Origin of the sequence: Pedobacter sp. (genome assembly GCF_037719805.1) — a bacterium.
Taxonomy (GTDB): Bacteria; Bacteroidota; Bacteroidia; order Sphingobacteriales; family Sphingobacteriaceae; genus Pedobacter.
Map to the genome: position 1 here is coordinate 840304 of NZ_JBBJLZ010000002.1, position 16437 is coordinate 856740.

16 protein-coding genes are annotated in these 16437 nt (G+C 41.1%); 6 read left to right on the forward strand and 10 right to left on the reverse strand.

Features of this window, described 5'->3' with window-relative positions; translation table 11 throughout:
• Positions 1–103 precede the first annotated feature (103 nt).
• Both secDF and WKF66_RS08665 read left to right on the forward strand, forming a co-directional pair.
• Positions 104–3064 carry a protein translocase subunit SecDF gene (gene secDF / locus WKF66_RS08660; RefSeq protein ID WP_489674032.1) on the forward strand — a complete coding sequence of 987 codons (2961 nt, stop codon included), beginning with the start codon at positions 104–106 and terminating at the stop codon, positions 3062–3064.
• Positions 3065–3150: 86 nt separating this feature from the next.
• Entirely contained in the window at positions 3151–4011 is an 861-nt protein-coding gene (locus WKF66_RS08665; protein ID WP_489674033.1) for a hydroxymethylglutaryl-CoA lyase, read from the forward strand.
• Here WKF66_RS08665 and WKF66_RS08670 read toward each other — a convergent pair.
• Positions 3974–4414: a GNAT family N-acetyltransferase gene (locus WKF66_RS08670; RefSeq protein WP_489674034.1), complete on the reverse strand. Its 441-nt coding sequence runs from the start codon at positions 4412–4414 to the stop codon at positions 3974–3976. The genes WKF66_RS08665 and WKF66_RS08670 overlap by 38 nt on opposite strands.
• A 184-nt stretch (positions 4415–4598) precedes the next feature.
• Positions 4599–5678, reverse strand: a complete 1080-nt coding sequence (gene fbaA / locus WKF66_RS08675; protein WP_489674035.1) for a class II fructose-bisphosphate aldolase — start codon at positions 5676–5678, stop codon at positions 4599–4601.
• 165 nt (positions 5679–5843) lie between these two features.
• Here fbaA and accD point away from each other — a divergent pair, with 165 nt between their 5' ends.
• On the forward strand, positions 5844–6689 hold the full coding sequence (accD, locus tag WKF66_RS08680; protein WP_489674036.1) for an acetyl-CoA carboxylase, carboxyltransferase subunit beta: 846 nt from the start codon (positions 5844–5846) through the stop codon (positions 6687–6689).
• Positions 6690–6693: 4 nt separating this feature from the next.
• Here accD and WKF66_RS08685 read toward each other — a convergent pair whose 3' ends face one another.
• From WKF66_RS08685 to glmM, 5 genes are all read right to left on the reverse strand, one after another.
• Positions 6694–7413 (reverse strand): DNA/RNA non-specific endonuclease, encoded by a 720-nt coding sequence (locus WKF66_RS08685; protein ID WP_489674037.1) that lies wholly within the window; start codon positions 7411–7413, stop codon positions 6694–6696.
• A 115-nt stretch (positions 7414–7528) separates the two neighbouring features.
• On the reverse strand, positions 7529–9814 hold the full coding sequence (locus tag WKF66_RS08690) for a GH92 family glycosyl hydrolase (protein ID WP_489674038.1): 2286 nt from the start codon (positions 9812–9814) through the stop codon (positions 7529–7531).
• Between the two features lie 120 nt (positions 9815–9934).
• Entirely contained in the window at positions 9935–10144 is a 210-nt protein-coding gene (locus WKF66_RS08695; protein ID WP_489674039.1) for a hypothetical protein, read from the reverse strand.
• Positions 10145–10211: 67 nt separating this feature from the next.
• Positions 10212–11360: a cysteine desulfurase family protein gene (locus WKF66_RS08700; RefSeq protein ID WP_489674040.1), complete on the reverse strand. Its 1149-nt coding sequence runs from the start codon at positions 11358–11360 to the stop codon at positions 10212–10214.
• Between the two features lies 1 nt (position 11361).
• Entirely contained in the window at positions 11362–12750 is a 1389-nt protein-coding gene (gene glmM / locus WKF66_RS08705; RefSeq protein WP_489674041.1) for a phosphoglucosamine mutase, read from the reverse strand.
• Positions 12751–12883: 133 nt separating this feature from the next.
• Between glmM and WKF66_RS08710 the strand changes: the two genes are divergently transcribed.
• From WKF66_RS08710 to WKF66_RS08720, 3 genes are read left to right on the forward strand one after another with little or no spacing between them, the layout of a single operon-like run.
• Positions 12884–13615, forward strand: coding sequence for a class I SAM-dependent methyltransferase (locus tag WKF66_RS08710; RefSeq protein WP_489674042.1), 732 nt, complete (start codon positions 12884–12886; stop codon positions 13613–13615).
• Complete coding sequence (locus tag WKF66_RS08715) at positions 13612–14175, forward strand: phosphatase PAP2 family protein (RefSeq protein ID WP_489674043.1); 564 nt, start codon at positions 13612–13614, stop codon at positions 14173–14175. The genes WKF66_RS08710 and WKF66_RS08715 overlap by 4 nt, the downstream gene beginning before the upstream one ends.
• Positions 14175–14906 (forward strand): ZIP family metal transporter, encoded by a 732-nt coding sequence (locus tag WKF66_RS08720; RefSeq protein ID WP_489674044.1) that lies wholly within the window; start codon positions 14175–14177, stop codon positions 14904–14906. The genes WKF66_RS08715 and WKF66_RS08720 overlap by 1 nt, the downstream gene beginning before the upstream one ends.
• On the opposite strand, the gene WKF66_RS08725 is transcribed toward WKF66_RS08720, so the two are convergent.
• From WKF66_RS08725 to WKF66_RS08735, 3 genes are read right to left on the reverse strand one after another with little or no spacing between them, the layout of a single operon-like run.
• Positions 14903–15316: a MarR family winged helix-turn-helix transcriptional regulator gene (locus tag WKF66_RS08725; RefSeq protein WP_489674045.1), complete on the reverse strand. Its 414-nt coding sequence runs from the start codon at positions 15314–15316 to the stop codon at positions 14903–14905. The two genes, WKF66_RS08720 and WKF66_RS08725, sit on opposite strands and share 4 nt — an antisense overlap.
• A 2-nt stretch (positions 15317–15318) precedes the next feature.
• Entirely contained in the window at positions 15319–15486 is a 168-nt protein-coding gene (locus tag WKF66_RS08730) for a C1orf53 family protein (protein ID WP_489674046.1), read from the reverse strand.
• Complete coding sequence (locus WKF66_RS08735; RefSeq protein WP_489674047.1) at positions 15486–16427, reverse strand: exonuclease; 942 nt, start codon at positions 16425–16427, stop codon at positions 15486–15488. The genes WKF66_RS08730 and WKF66_RS08735 overlap by 1 nt, the downstream gene beginning before the upstream one ends.
• Positions 16428–16437: the final 10 nt, after the last annotated feature.

Genomic DNA, 16437 nt, shown 5'->3' on the forward strand with positions numbered 1-16437 from the left:
CGAATAAAAATCTGACAACGTGGTCTATTAATTAAAAAAATAATTAGATTTGCCGACTTGTTAAAAAAATATATAGCTGATATAGACTAATAATTACAAACAAATGCAGGGTAAAGGTTTTATTAAATTTATGGCAATCCTTTTAGGGATTGTCTGTGTGTATTCTCTCTCATTTAACTTCGTGACTTCGAAAGTTGAAAATGACGCTAAAGCATACGCCAAAGGTGATTTAAGTAAGGAGAAAGCTTATTTAGATTCTATGGCAACAGTAGAAGTCTATCCTTTGTTTGGATTTGACTATCAGTTTTGTAAATCAAAAGAAATTAACCTTGGGCTAGACCTTAAAGGTGGTATGAACGTAACGATGGAGATATCGTTATCTGAGTTGGTTAAATCACTGGCTAACAATACCGATGATGCTAACTTTAATCAGGCATTGAAAACTGCTCAGGTTCAATTGAACGCTGGTGGTAAAGATTACATCGGCTTATTTATCAATGAATTCGAAAGACTTTCCCCAAATGTTAAGTTAGCTGATTTCTTTTCCAATCAGGATAATGCAACCACTTTAAAAGCTGATGCATCTAACTCAGACGTTAAGAAGTATTTATCAAGGGAAGCTACAAGTGCTATCGATCGTTCGTTCGACATCATAAGAAGTCGTATTGACGGTTTTGGTGTAGTTAGTCCGAATATGCAGAAACAAGAAGGTACGAACCGTATCCTTATTGAAATGCCAGGAGTTCAGGATCAAGAACGTGTTTCGCGTTTACTTCAAGGATCAGCCGAGTTGCAATTCTGGAAAGTTTACAACAATCAGGAAGTCTATCCAATCCTTCAAAACATCAATACTACCCTTGCATCTACATTAAAATCTTCTGATACTACTAAAAAAGCAGGCGATACCGCTGCTGCCGGTGGTAAACTAGCAGGTCTTGCTAAAAATAAATCTGTTACTGATACTTCAGCTTTAAGAGCGGAGTCTATGGCTAACAACCCATTATTTGCAGTATTAAATGTTCCAACATATCCAGGTGAAAACGGTCAGCAGCAATTGCGTCCGGGAGCAGTGGTAGGTTGGGTTGCCAGAAAAGATACAGCTAAAGTAAATGCATACTTCAAAAGACCAGAAGTAGCTGCTATTATCCCTCAGAGCATGAAATTCATGTGGAGCGTTAAGCCTACTGATATGGGCGTGAATACTGGCCCTGGTTCTTCTGTAAAGATCTACGACTTATATGCAATCAAAGTTACCTCTACGGATGGCAAGCCAGATTTAGGTGGTGAAGCGATTGCTGATGCACGTGCTGACTTCCAGGATGGAAATAAACCAGAGGTTACCATGAGGATGACTGGTGAAGGTGCTGAAAAATGGAAAAAGATCACTGCTGAAGCATCATCTGGTCAGGAAAAACAAGCAATTGCTATCGTATTAGATAACACAGTTTACTCTGCTCCTACTGTACAGGATGAGATCTCTGGTGGTAACTCTTCTATCACAGGTAACTTCACTGTTGAGGATACGCAGGATTTAGCGAACATATTAAAAGCTGGTAAATTGCCCGCTCCTGCTCGTATTGCAGGTAGTTATGTGGTTGGTCCAACGCTAGGTGCTCAGGCGATTCATGACGGTTTAATCTCCTTTGTAATTGCGTTTATTGTGATCCTGATCTTCATGGCATTTTATTATAACCGTGCAGGATGGGTTGCTAACTTTGCGTTATTACTGAACTTGTTTTTCATTATCGGTACGCTGATCTCTCTTGGAGCTGTATTGACGCTTCCTGGTATCGCTGGTATCGTATTAACAATTGGTTTAGCGGTAGATGCGAACATCCTGATCTTTGAGCGGATCCGTGAGGAACTTGCTCAGGGGAAAACGACTGCACTAGCGATTAAAGAAGGTTTCAAACACGCGATGCCGTCAATTATTGACTCCAACGTTACCCTGTTTATATTAGGTGCTATTCTTTATGTATTCGGTAGCGGACCTGTTCAAGGTTTCGCAACTACTTTGTGTATCGGTATCCTTTCTTCATTGTTCGCTGCTGTAGCGATCTCAAGAGTGGTATTTGATTCTATGTTAAATCGCAAAGCGGAGATCACGTTTGATAATAGCATGACTCGTAACGCCTTCAAAAACGTTGCGTTCAACTTTGTAGGCCGTCGTAAGATCTACTATATCATCTCTACAGTTGTTATCGTTCTAGGTTTCATCTTCTACTTTAAAAATGGTGGATTGAACCTAGGTGTTGATTTTAAAGGTGGTAGAACGTATTTAGTTCACTTTGATAAAGGGGTAAACACGGAAGATCTTAAAACACAGTTAAACCCGGCATTCGGAAACGAAACTCCAGAGGTTAAGACTGCAGGTGAAGATAGTCAGGTGAAGATCACTACTACTTTCCATATTGAAGATCAGGATCCTAAGACGGATAAAGTGGTTGAAGATGCGTTGAAGAAAGGTTTGACTCCATTGAACAACAAGTTTGAAATCATGAGCTCGCAGAAGGTGACTCCTATTATTGCGAGTGACATCGTTAACGGTGCCTTCTATGCGGTATTGGTATCCTGTCTGTTCATGTTTATCTATATCGTGATCAGGTTTAAGAAATGGCAATATGGTTTAGGAGCGGTTATCGCCCTGTTCCATGATGTGTTAATGGTATTATCATTCTATACGATTCTAGATGGTATTATGCCATTCTCATTGGAGATCGGTCAGGATTTCATCGCAGCGATTTTAACGGTAATGGGTTACACCATGACGGAAACGGTAGTTGTGTTTGATAGAATCCGTGAGCGTTTAAAAGAATCAGGTAAAGAAGATCTGCATGGCGAAGAACGCAATACATTAATCAACTTTGCTTTGAACAGCACATTGAGTCGTACTATCCTGACTTCATTAACTGTGTTCTTCGTATTGTTAGTTATCTTCATCTTTGGTGGAGACAGTATTCGCGGGTTTATCTTTGCGCTGTTGATCGGTCGTATCATCGGTACGTACTCATCATTATGTATCTCTACTCCTGTTGTAATTGACTTAGGAAGCAGCAAAAAGTAACTATTGCTTATAAAAATATAGCTAAGGCATTCCATTTATGGGATGCCTTTTTCTGTTTTAGGGGTTTATTTGTTAGCTTTAGTTTTATGAGTGCGATCAAACTTATTGAATGTCCACGCGATGCCATGCAAGGCATTCATCATTTCATAGACACTTCGTTAAAGGCAGAATACATTAATTTGCTTTTAGAGGTGGGCTTTGACACCATCGATTTCGGAAGCTTTGTCTCTGAAAAAGCGATACCTCAGTTGAAAGACACAGCAGAGGTTTTATCGCTTTTAGATTTGTCTGTATCTAAGTCGAAGTTGTTAGCGATAGTTGCTAATATAAGAGGCGCTGAAGCAGCTATTCTAAATGAAGAGATTAGTTACCTGGGTTTCCCTTTTTCAATCTCTGAGACCTTTCAGCAGCGCAATACTAATTCGAGCATCGAAGAGTCTATGGAAACGGTAGAGCGCATGCTGGAGCTCTGCGCCGTCTCTGGTAAGGAGGCAGTGATCTATTTGTCGATGGGTTTCGGCAACCCTTACGGTGATCCCTGGGATGAAGCCATAGTTGCCTATTGGTCATCGAGGTTGGTTCAGGCAGGGGCTTCTATATTGTCGTTGTCGGATACTACGGGCGTTTCTACGCCTGAAAAGATCGATTTGTTGCTTACTCCTCTCCTAAGTGACTTTTCGGAGGTAGAAATTGGGGTCCATCTGCACAGTACACCTGATACTCGTCTGGAGAAGCTGGAAGCCGCTTATGGCGCGGGCTGCAGGCGCTTTGACAGCGCTTTGAAAGGATACGGGGGATGCCCTATGGCAAGCGATGAACTTACTGGCAATTTGGCGACAGAAGAACTCATCTTATTTTTGGAATCTAAAGGGGAAGCTTTGGGTTTGGATATGGGCAAATGGAATGAGGCTATGGCTTTATCCCAGCGGGTGTTTTCACCATTTTAAAGTGTTGAATGCCAGCTTCTTCAAATTGGTCACCTTCTTTTTGGAAACCAAATTTAGCGTAAAGGCCAATAGCGTCCAGTTGCGAGTTAAGGTAAATGTGATGCGCTTCTTCAGGTAAATCTGCAAGGACGGCAGCGACCAGGGCTTGTCCGACTCCTTTTCCCCTAAAGTCTTTAAGCACAGCGAACCGTTCTAATTTATAACCCTTATCTGTTTTTCTCCACCTGCAGGCACCGCAAGGTTGGTCTTTTATCGTAGCCAGGAAATGCGTAGACTCTTCTTCGTTCGCTAGTTCCAGCTCTGGTGGGCAGCCCTGTTCCTCGACAAACACCGTTCTGCGTATCAGGAACGCTTGTTCGAGGGCAGTTTGACTTCCGATTTTAGAGATTTGGATGAGTTGCATTTAGATTGGTTTAGGCTAAAGCCGTCATCCTGAATTTATTTCAGAATCTCGGAAGAGCAAGTCTGAGGTCCTGAAATAAATTCAGGATGACGATAATGACGGTTGATGATGGCAATTGATGACTCGTGCATTAATAGAAAAAGCGTCGTAGAGTTCTTCTACGACGCTTTTTCAATAGAAACGATTATATTTTATCGCTGGCGTCTTTACAGTTAAGATCTTCGAATGCTTGTTTTAAACGTGCAACGAATTGCTCTTCACCTTTACGCAACCATACGCGAGGATCATAGTATTTTTTGTTTGGCTTATCATCTCCATCAACATTACCGATTTGCGCTTGAAGATAACCTTCGTTTGCTTTATAGTAATCTAAGATACCTTCCCAGAATGCCCATTGCATATCCGTATCGATGTTCATTTTGATTGCTCCATAAGAAATAGCCTCTCTGATCTCTTCCTGAGAAGAACCTGAACCACCATGGAATACAAAATTGATCGGCTTCTCAGCAGTTAAATTCAGCTTCTCTTTAAGGTAGTCCTGAGAATTCTTTAGAATAACCGGTTGTAACTTAACATTGCCTGGTTTGTAAACACCGTGAACGTTACCGAATGCCGCAGCAACAGTAAACTTGTCACTTACTTTACTCAATTCTTCGTAAGCATATGCAACTTCAGATGGTTGAGTGTATAATTTAGAGCTGTCAACATCGCTGTTATCAACGCCATCTTCTTCTCCACCTGTAACACCAAGTTCAATTTCAATGGTCATACCTATCTTCGCCATGCGCTCAAAGTACTTCACACAGATCTCCATATTCTCTTCGATAGACTCTTCAGACAGGTCTAACATGTGAGATGAAAACAATGGTTTCCCTGTTTCAGCAAAGAACTTTTCTCCATGATCTAACAATCCGTCAATCCATGGTAACAGTTTTTTAGCAGCGTGGTCAGTATGCAAAATAACGGCAACACCATAGTGCTCAGCCAATAAATGAACATGTTTAGCAGCAGAAACCGCTCCTAATACACATGCATTAAGGTTATCGTTGTTTAAGGTTTTACCAGCGTAGAACTGCGCTCCACCGTTAGACAACTGAATAATTACTGGCGAATTAACTGCCTTAGCAGTTTCCATTACCGCATTGATGGTATTGGTTCCTGTAACGTTAACCGCAGGTAATGCAAACTGGTGTTTTTTAGCCTGCTCAAATAACTCTTGAACAGCATCTCCGTAAATTACGCCTTTATAGCCTTTTAAACTCATCTTTAATAATTTATATATAAGCCGAAGTTAGGAAAAATATCACTTTGGACAAGTGTAAACGTCATTATTTCTGTCATTTAGAACGCATCTGACAAACACGATAAGTCCGGCCATTTACTATTGATTTTTTTTGTTTCTTTGTACTCGCATTTTTCAGGAAATAACATGGCTTGGTTTAAGAGAGAAAAGAAAGGTATCAGTACATCTACCGAAGAGAAAAAGGAAGCTCCAGACGGTTTATGGAACAAGTGTCCGAATTGTAAAAAAGCACTTCACACTGCAGACCTTTTGGAAAATAAATACGTTTGCCAGTATTGTGATTACCATTTAAGGGTTGGCAGTAAAGAGTATTTTCAGGTCCTTTTTGACGACAACCAGTTTACTGAGCTCTTCGCGAACTTGACATCAGGTGATCCTTTACAGTTTACAGATACCAAGCCTTATGCTGATAGACTGCTCGAAAGTCAAGCTAAAACAGGTTTAAAAGATGCGATCAGAGCCGGACACGGAAAGGTTGATGGCGAAGACCTTGTGATCGCCTGTATGGATTTTAACTTCATAGGTGGTTCAATGGGCTCCGTTGTAGGTGAGAAAATTGCACGTTCAATTGACTATTCAATAAAACATAACATACCCTTCCTGATGATCTCAAAATCAGGTGGCGCAAGAATGATGGAAGCGGCGTTTTCGTTAATGCAAATGGCAAAGACATCAGCAAAATTAGCGCTGTTAAGTCAGGCTAAAATACCATACATTTCATTATTAACCGATCCTACAACTGGTGGCGTCACTGCATCTTATGCAATGCTGGGCGATATCAATGTTGCTGAGCCGGGTGCTTTGATCGGGTTTGCCGGTCCGAGGGTAATCAAGGAAACCATTAAAAAGGATTTGCCTAAAGGCTTTCAGACTGCAGAGTTTGTATTAGAGCACGGCTTCCTGGACTTTATTGTGGACCGTAGAGAGATGAAGGCGAAGTTGACTTCTTTTTTGAGAATGGTTAAGAACTAGCCTTTCAAGGCACTAATGGATATTTCAGCTTCGCCTTTAAAGCGGTTAAGCTAAGTGCTTCCACCCTCCCACTGTTGTCGTTTGGAAACAACAGGCAATGGATAATATTTCCAGTGGGTGGATCTACAATGATCTTGTAGCAATAATCTGGCGTTACTACAGAATGACCTTTCTTTAAAAGTTTGTTAGTGTAGATTGCGCCGGCAATAACGAATACGGGCTTAGACTGTGAAAGTTTCCTGACTTTTGTTTCCCATGTTTTCCAGATCCCTCTGTTTAGTTTTGTGGTTTGCGGTACGCAGTTGTAGTAGCAAAAAGTCTCTTTATCGAGGCTGCAGTTGTAGGCAAAGTCTTCCGCGTTCGCGAGATGGCCTTTATCGTAGCCAGTTTCAGAGTAGTCATCATCATCCGCTGTTTTTATGCCACATTTCTTGAAGCTAAACTTGGCACGGTTACAGTCGCCTCCACCTTTTGAGAGGGTATAGGTGACGTATAAAGGACTTTTCACCTGGTAAGAATAGTAGGATTTGTAAGCGGCCATCCGAATAAGTGTGTCGACCTGTTGCGCTTTGGTGGTTAGAGCGACAAACGTCAGAGTGATTAGGAGTAGCAGTCTGTTCATGGTATGGTGGAAAATGAGGTTTGGTTGAGCGTTTAGGTTGTAAAAAAAGCCCCTTTCAACTTTGAAAGGGGCTTTATAAAGCACGTCATGCGGTTTTGCCATACGTCATGCCGGCGAAGGCCGGTACCTCAGATTAGCAAGGTCGAGGTCCTGAAATAAATTCAGGATGACGAGGTTATAATATGACGATCCGTTATCATGTTGATAACAAACCGTATTATTTCTCCGTAGACAAAGAGTACGGGAAATCTGTTTCCTTAGCACCTCTTGTTTTGTTTGGCGTACCAATCATGTCAAAGTCAAGCACTGCCCCTTTTAACAAGTTAGCGTGGCTCAACCAGCTTTTGCTCTGCACGCTGCCATTGTACTTCAACGCGTTTACATATCTGTTCTCATCGCTATTCTTTGGTGCATTTATCACAATTTGCTTACCGTTCTCCAAACTGATGGTCACCTTTTTGAACAAGGGTGCTCCCAGTACGTATTGATCTGTAGCAGGTGTTACCGGATAGAATCCTAAAGCAGAGAAGACATACCATGCAGAAGTCTGACCATTATCTTCATCTCCACAATAGCCATCAGGTGTAGCTTTATACATCCTGTTCATCGTTTCGCGAACCCAATACTGAGTTTTCCAAGGCGCACCGCCATAGTTGTATAAATAAATCATGTGCTGAATCGGCTGATTACCATGAGCATACTGACCCATGTTGGCAATCTGCATCTCACGGATCTCGTGAATAACACCACCATAATAGCTATCATCAAATACAGGAGGCAAGGAGAATACAGAATCTAACTTCTGAACAAACTTATCTTTACCACCCATTAACTTAGATAAGCCATCAATATCCTGAAATACCGACCAGGAATAGTGCCAGCTGTTACCTTCAGTAAATGCATCACCCCATTTGAATGGGTTAAATGGAGACTGGAACTTTCCATCTGCATTTTTACCACGCATTAATCCGGAAGCAGGATCAAATAGTTTTTTGTAGTTCATCGCACGGGTTTTGAAGATCTCAATCTCCGAAGCTGGCTTACCTAACGCTCTACCCAATTGATAGATAGCAAAGTCATCGTAAGAATACTCCAATGTTCTTGCAGCATTCTCATTGATTTTTACATCATAAGGTACGTAACCTAAATCATTGTAGTACTTAACACCTGTACGACCAGTACCTTCAGGTCCTTCGTTATTCGCACCGTTTTTAAGAGCAGACCATAAAGTGTTAATGTCGTAACCACGCATTCCTTTAATATATGCGTCTGAAACTACTGAAGCACTGTTGTTACCAACCATGATGTTCGAGTAACCAGGACTAGACCATTCTGGAAGGAAACCACCTTCTTTATAGTCATTGGCTAAACCTTCTTGCATCTCTTTATTGATGGATGGATACATTAAGTTTAAGAAAGGATACAAAGCTCTGAAGGTATCCCAGAATCCTGTACCAGCAAACATATAGCCTGGTAGAACTTTGCCGTTATATGGGCTCCAGTGCATTATTTTATTGTTAGCATCCATTTCATACAACTTGTTCGGGAAGAACAAAGTACGGTACAAACAAGAGTAGAAAGTACGGGTCTGATCTATAGTACCGCCTTCAACACTCACTCTACTCAACGTCTTATTCCAGATTGCTTTTGCTTTTGCTTTTGTAGCGTCAAAGCTGTCATTAGCCAATTCGCGCTTCAAAGAGATGTCTGCCTGCTCAATGCTGATAAACGAAGAAGCAACTTTCATGTTCACCTGCTCACCTTTTGCGGTTTTGAAACCGATAATAGCGCCCGAGTGATCGGCTTTGACTTCCATTTCTCCTTTTAAAAGCTCTGCACCTTTCCAGCCATCAGCGGAGAGGAACGGTTTGTCAAAGTAAATAACGAAGTAATTCTTGAAGTTTGCAGGAACTTTATGCGCGTGTCTGGTGCTGTAACCAACGATTTTGCGCTCTCCAGGAATGATCTTAATGTATGATCCTTTGTCAAAAGCATCAACAACTACAAACGATGTATCTGCTTTAGGGAAAGTGAAGCGGAATTGTGCAGCTCTTTCAGTTGGTGTGATCTCTGTGGTAACATCAGCATCAGCCAGATAAACACTATAGTAATATGGTTTAACAACTTCTGCTTTGTGGGAATACCAACTGGCTCTTTCATCCTGAACAAATCTTTTCTTGCCGGTTACTGGCATGATCGAGAACTGTCCATAATCGTTCATCCATGGTGAAGGTTGGTGAGTTTGCTTGAAACCTCTGATCTTATCGGCATCATACGTATATGCCCAACCATCGCCCATTTTACCTGTTTGTGGTGTCCAAAAATTCATCCCCCATGGCACTGCGATCGAAGGATACGTGTTTCCGTTTGAAAGAGAAGGTTTACTCAGTGTACCCATTAATGGATTAATCCATTCTTCAGGATTGGTAATCTTACCTACCGTCTGTGCTGAAACACTGAAGGATGCCACAAGTGCTGCAGCGGTTAAAAGTTTTTTAATCATGTTATTTGAATCATCTATGTGTTACAATGCAGTTGCAATATAAGATTTTCACATAGGGTATCAAAAACAAAAAAACACAGCCTTGTTTCAAGACTGTGTTTCAAAAATGGTATAAATAGTTTAAAATTCTCTGCCTGGCGTAGTACCTGGCTCATGGCTTGATCCTAAAGATGTACTTTTACGTTTAGGGGCGCCGGAGAAAGATGTTCTTTCTGTACCCTTCACCGTTGAAGTTTCGCCAGTAGATTCCTCATTTGTTTCACCTAGCGTTTCATCAATATCCGTTCTTGCTATATTCTTTTTGTCGTCTTCGTTCTCTGTAGTATTCATAATTCAAAGTTTAGTTATAAATGGATTATACAGGGATAACAATCTCAGCTAACTGATTGTTTTAAAACTAAACTGCGACATTCTGCTCAACAATCTCCTTTACCTTCTCCACAACAAAATCTATCTCTTCCCGGGTGTTGTACTTGCTGAAAGAAAACCTGACAGATGGGCGGTTGGGATCTGCGCCTATCCCAGTAAGCACATGAGAACCAATGTTTGACCCTGAAGAGCATGCACTGCCTCCTGATGCGGAAATTCCGTTTATGTCAAGGTTGAAAAGCAACATGTCTGACATATCCATTGCAGGAAAAGAAACATTTAATACGGTATACAAGCTTTTATCGGCATCTGTTTCTCCATTGAAAAACAAGTCAGAAATTTCCCTCGTTAATTTCTCTTTCATGTAGTCCTTCAAGCCCTGAATATGCGCCTGGTGGCTGTCCATCTCCCGATAAGCGATTTCAAGAGCTTTGGCTAAACCTACAATACCATACACATTTTCCGTTCCGCCACGCATATTACGTTCCTGTGCGCCGCCGAAGATCATTGGACTAATCTTAACGGTATGGTTTACGTATAAAAAGCCTACTCCCTTAGGGCCATGCAATTTATGAGCCGCACAAACGATAAAATGAGCTTTCAATTTTCTTACATCATGTTTGTAATGTCCCATTGTTTGCACGGTATCACAGTGGTATATCGCGTTGTATTGCTCACAAATATCACCGATGCGGTCAATATCAGTCAGCGTACCCAGCTCATTATTAGCTTGCATTAAGGATACAAATGAGCGTTCATTGTTTTGAAGAAGCTCTTCGAGATGCTCATAATCAATATTGCCCTTAGCATCAACGTTCACGAAGCTGAGCTTATCTATAGTCCCATCTTTTAGCAACATTTTTAATGTCTGCTCCACAGCATGGTGTTCAATTTTGGAAGTAATTGCATGTTTGATGTTGAAAGCAGCTATTCCACAACGAATTGCCGTATTATCGGCCTCAGTACCTCCAGAAGTAAAAAAGATTTCTGCAGGCGTCGCGTTTAACGTCGCGGAAACAGATTTTCTTGCGTTTTCTATCAATGTCCGGACTTCCCGGCCCTGTGCATGTATCGACGATGGATTTCCGTAGTAAGTATTCATCACGTTCACCATCTCGGCAATCACAATTGGATCGAGTGGTGTAGTTGCGGCATTATCTAAATATATTCGATTCATTTTAGCTCAGTTTTAGAATTTCTTTTATGTCGGAAATGATCTTCCGGGCCAACGCTTCAGCTACAGTCTCACTGCCTGCCTCGCTATAAATCCGGATGATAGGCTCCGTATTTGAACGCCTTAAATGAACCCATTCTTTCTCAAATTCGATCTTTAGCCCATCTATCGTACTATTTGGCTGATTCTTATACTTCTCTTGCACCTTTAGCAACAAGGCATCGATATCCATTTCAGGCGTTAATGTGATCTTGTTTTTAGAGATATAATATTCAGGATAGGTTTTGCGCAGAAGAGAAATTTGTTTTCCAAACTTGGCCAGATGAGTTAAAAAGAGTGCAATACCAACGAGGGCATCACGTCCATAATGGAGTTCAGGGTAGATAATTCCACCATTGCCTTCTCCACCAATAACTGCATTGGTCTCTTTCATCTTGTTCACCACGTTCACCTCCCCTACTGCGGCTGCATTGTAGCTACCTCCAGCCTTTTCAGTTACATCTCTTAGCGCTCTTGTGGAGGAAAGATTCGAGACTGAATTACCAGGAGTGTTGCGCAATATATAGTCTGCAACAGCAACCAAGGTATATTCCTCACCGAACATGGAACCATCTTCACATACGAAACATAGTCTGTCAACATCCGGATCCACGACTATTCCAAGGTCTGCATTTTTGCTTTGTACTACTTTAGCTATCTCCGTTAGATTCTCTGGAAGTGGCTCAGGATTATGTGGAAATTGTCCGTTCGGCTCGCAATACAGCTCATGAACGGTTTCTACGCCTAACGCGCTCAACAACACAGGAACGAATATTCCTCCAGTGGAGTTCACACAATCGATTACTATCTTAAAATTGGCGGCCTTAATAGCGGCAACATCTACAAGTGGCAAGTTTAAGATGATGTCTATATGCTTTTGGAGGTAACTGTCATTAAATGTCACTTTACCAAGCTTATCTACCTCGGCGAAATTGAAATCGGCCTTCTCCGCCAGATCAAGCACTTCTTTGCCGTCTGCATCACTTATAAATTCGCCGTCCTGGTTTAATAGTTTTAAAGCATTCCATTGTTTAGGATTATGGCTGGCTGTCAGAATAATACCTCCACCGGCCTGCTCCATCGGAACAGCAATTTCGACAGTAGGAGTTGTAGACAAGCCAAGATCAATAACCTCGATACCAAGACCTTGTAAAGTGCCAGTAACGAGATTGTTTACCATATCACCAGAAATCCTGGCATCACGACCTAAAACAATCTTTCGATTATTTGTCTTACTAATTACCCAGAAACCATAAGCAGCTGTAAATTTTACGATGTCGATTGGAGTGAGGCCATTTCCGGCAATGCCGCCTATGGTTCCCCTAATGCCAGAGATAGATTTTATTAAAGTCAATGTATTCAGTTTTTTCAAAATTAGCAAAAAAAGAGCAAACCTAGGGATTATAACATATAGAGGCGCATAATCCTGTCAAATGCGTTACAAATACTATATTTGTGCTTTCTAAAAAATACTCAAAGAAGGCTCTATGCAGCGTAAGTGGTTTCAGTACTGGTTCAACTCTCCATTTTATCACATACTTTATAGTCAGCGAAACGATGAAGAAGCAGAATACCTGATTGATAACCTATCTGCATTCTTAAAACCACCAGCACAGTCTAAGATTCTCGATATCGCCTGTGGTCGTGGACGACACTCCATTTATCTTAACAAAAAAGGATATGATGTAACCGGAATTGATCTTTCAGAGCAAAGCATCAAGTATGCGCAGCAGTTTGAGCAGAAGAATCTACACTTTTTTGTTCATGATATGCGTAAGCTTGCTTTCATTAACTATTTCGATATTGCAATGAATCTTTTTACAAGCTTTGGTTATTTCGAAACAGAAAAAGAACATGTCAATGCTTTAAAGTCTTTCAGAAAAGGAATTAAGTCGGATGGAACGTTAGTTATCGATTATTTTAACACACAAAAGATCCTTAAGAACCTTACTAATCAGGAGATTAAGACCGTTGAGGGTATCGAGTTTCACCTTCATAAGTTTGTCTCTGAGGGTAAGATCATTAAGCACATAAATTTTGAACATAAAAGCAAGGCTTATGCCTTTGAAGAGAGAGTTCAAGCCTTTACATTAGCAGATTTTGAAAGGATGTGTGTAAAGAGCGGTTTGTATATTAAGCACGTGTTTGGAAGTTATGGACTTGATCCCTATGATGAGGTTAAATCAGACCGCTTAGTCTTAGTTTGTACCAAGGAATGATCGAGAGCTTGCAACAGTTTGATGTGGATCTATTCTTAATGATCCACAAGGGGCTTTCAAATCCTTTTTTAGATTGGTTGGCACCACTGATGCGGAACAGGTACTTCTGGGCTCCCCTTTATCTTTTTATAATAGTTTTTTGCGTTAAGGAGTATCAAAGAAAAGGCTGGTTAATGATTGCAATGCTTTTGCTCTCCTTCGCAATTAGCGATATAACGGCTTCCAGGTTGATTAAATACAGCGTTGGTCGGATCAGGCCATGTAACGCCATAAATCTAACCGACGAAATAATTCACCGTGTTCCCTGTGGGAGCGGCTACAGCTTTCCCTCGGCTCATGCTACCAACCATTTTGCAATTGCTGTGTTTCTGATTTTTCTTTTTTATCGGAGATGGAAACCAATTTTACCTTTAGCTTTGGCATGGGCATTCCTAATATCGTTTTCTCAGATTTACGTTGGTGTACATTACCCCATAGATGTCATCTCTGGCGCTATTCTGGGCACAATGATTGGCCTGCTAACGACTAAACTATACAACAAGCTACAAACGAAAATATAATGGAGATCTGGAAGTTACTTACTCTTTTTCTGTGCGCGTTTTTTGGTGGTACCGCTATCTTTCTTGTCAAAAGCGATAAATCGCAGTTGCTGAAACTAATCCTCTCCTTTAGTGGTGCCTATCTTTTCGCCATCACCGTCTTGCACCTGATCCCCGATGCTTACCATGGTGGTGAACATGAAGATATCGGCATTTTCATATTGATCGGCTTTCTATTGCAGGTGTTCCTGGAGCAGTTTTCTGAAGGAGTGGAACACGGACACATCCATAAGCACCATGAAAACCAGGTGTTCCCCTGGGGCATAATGATCAGTTTATGTTTACATGCTTTTTTAGAAGGTATGCCCTTGGCAAAAGACCAACATAACGCGCTAATCTATGGAATTGCGCTACACCATATTCCTGCTGCGTTTGCATTAGCGAGTATTCTAATGCAGAATCATTTCAATAAAACAAAGATTATTATGTACATCAGCGTTTTCGCGGTGATGGCACCTCTTGGGTTTTATGTTAGTAATGGAATCAGCAACGGCAGCATTGGAGGAGTGGAAAATTACTTCAACAGAATAATGGGAATAGTGATTGGTATATTTCTACATATCTCTACAACGATTCTATTCGAGTCAAGTGTTGAACACAAAGTGAGTAAGAGAAAGATGGTTGCTGTTTTGTTGGGGATCTCGATCGCCTTGATCGGTTATTTTAGTTCAGGCCACACGCACGCCTTTTAGCCGCGGACCTTATCCAGAAGCTGATTTAGCTCTTGCGCCTCCTTTAAGGTTAAGTTTTTAGAGATAATGTCTGGAATGCTTACTTCATGATCGATTCTTTCTAAAAGGGACAATCCTTTTTCGCTGATGATGATGTCTACCGCACGCTTGTCCCGGGAATTGTTATCTTTTATGATCAGCTTTTTTTGCACAAGCCTGTCTACGATTCTAGAAGCATCACACATTTTATCCAGCATGGTCTCTTTAACAAAACTAACGGTAGACGGTCGCGGATACTGCCCTTGTAAAATACGCAGTACATTGAATTGCTGTGTAGTAATATCATAAGGAGCTACTGATTTCTTCAGCCTGTCACTATACCAGTTGTACGTTAAAAATAGCTTTCCAATTGCCTGTTGATGTATATTCATCTTTAGTCCTGATCCTTATTGCCTTCCGGTTTGTCGGGTTTAATCTTCCCGTAATCCCATGGACAGTGCTTACACTTATTCTTACAGCAATAACCACGTTTTTTGTGATATGTTTCTGTAAAAACCATAAATCCCTCTTCGTTTAGATAATAGTCATCACCCTCAATCATCAGTTCAGTGACTTAACAATTAACCTGTTTTCAAAATGAGACTTCAGTTCCTTCCCATCCCCATGGTTGGTCCAAACCTCTAACGGTTCAATATTCTCAACGGACTTGAGAATATCATTCCAGTCGGCATGGTCAGACACGAGCAATTGGATTTCGTTGCCTTTTTGTAGATGCTTCCAACCAGTTGCGAATACGCGAACAACATTTACTGCTCTCGAGTAGCTGTTATACACCATTGGCGGTACCATATACACCAAATTTGTCTGGTTTGCTTTCATCACCTTTCTATCGTAGATCTCGTACTTCCCGGGGTTGATTCCCATTTGTTCGTAAATCTTTAGAAAAGGCATCATGCTATAATGGACGAGTATGCGCTTTTGCGGGCAGTGTTTAGTCATCAGATCAATAAGCCGCTGACTCTTCCCCAATACATAGGCACCGAGCATGATGTTACTTTGCGTGGAGTTCAATTTAAGAATCTCGCTTTCTGCGTCAGGGTGTTGAGTATTTGAATCTGCAAATGTAGTTTCTGTGATCAAAACATGCGCCTTGACGAACTCAATCGGCTCACATGTCGCATCAGGTTGCAATTTATAATCACCAGTATAAAGATATTTTATACCCTGATACTCCATTAATATCATTGCGGAACCTAGCATATGACCTGCGGGTATGAAAGTAATGCTGACGCCTCTGATGTTAAAACTTTCACGGTATGGAGAGAGATTAAACGTTGCTCCGGCATTCTTTTTATACCTATGCTTCATAAAAAGCGACGTCGCTTCCGTACAGTAAACGGCTTGGTGCCCACCTATTGCATGGTCACCATGCGCATGTGAAATAACAGCATCAATGGTCGGTTCTTTTGGATCCAAATAAAAGTTGCCATAACGGCAATACAGACCTGTTTTGTCTATGATGATAAAATCTTCTAAAATCATTAAAGGTTTA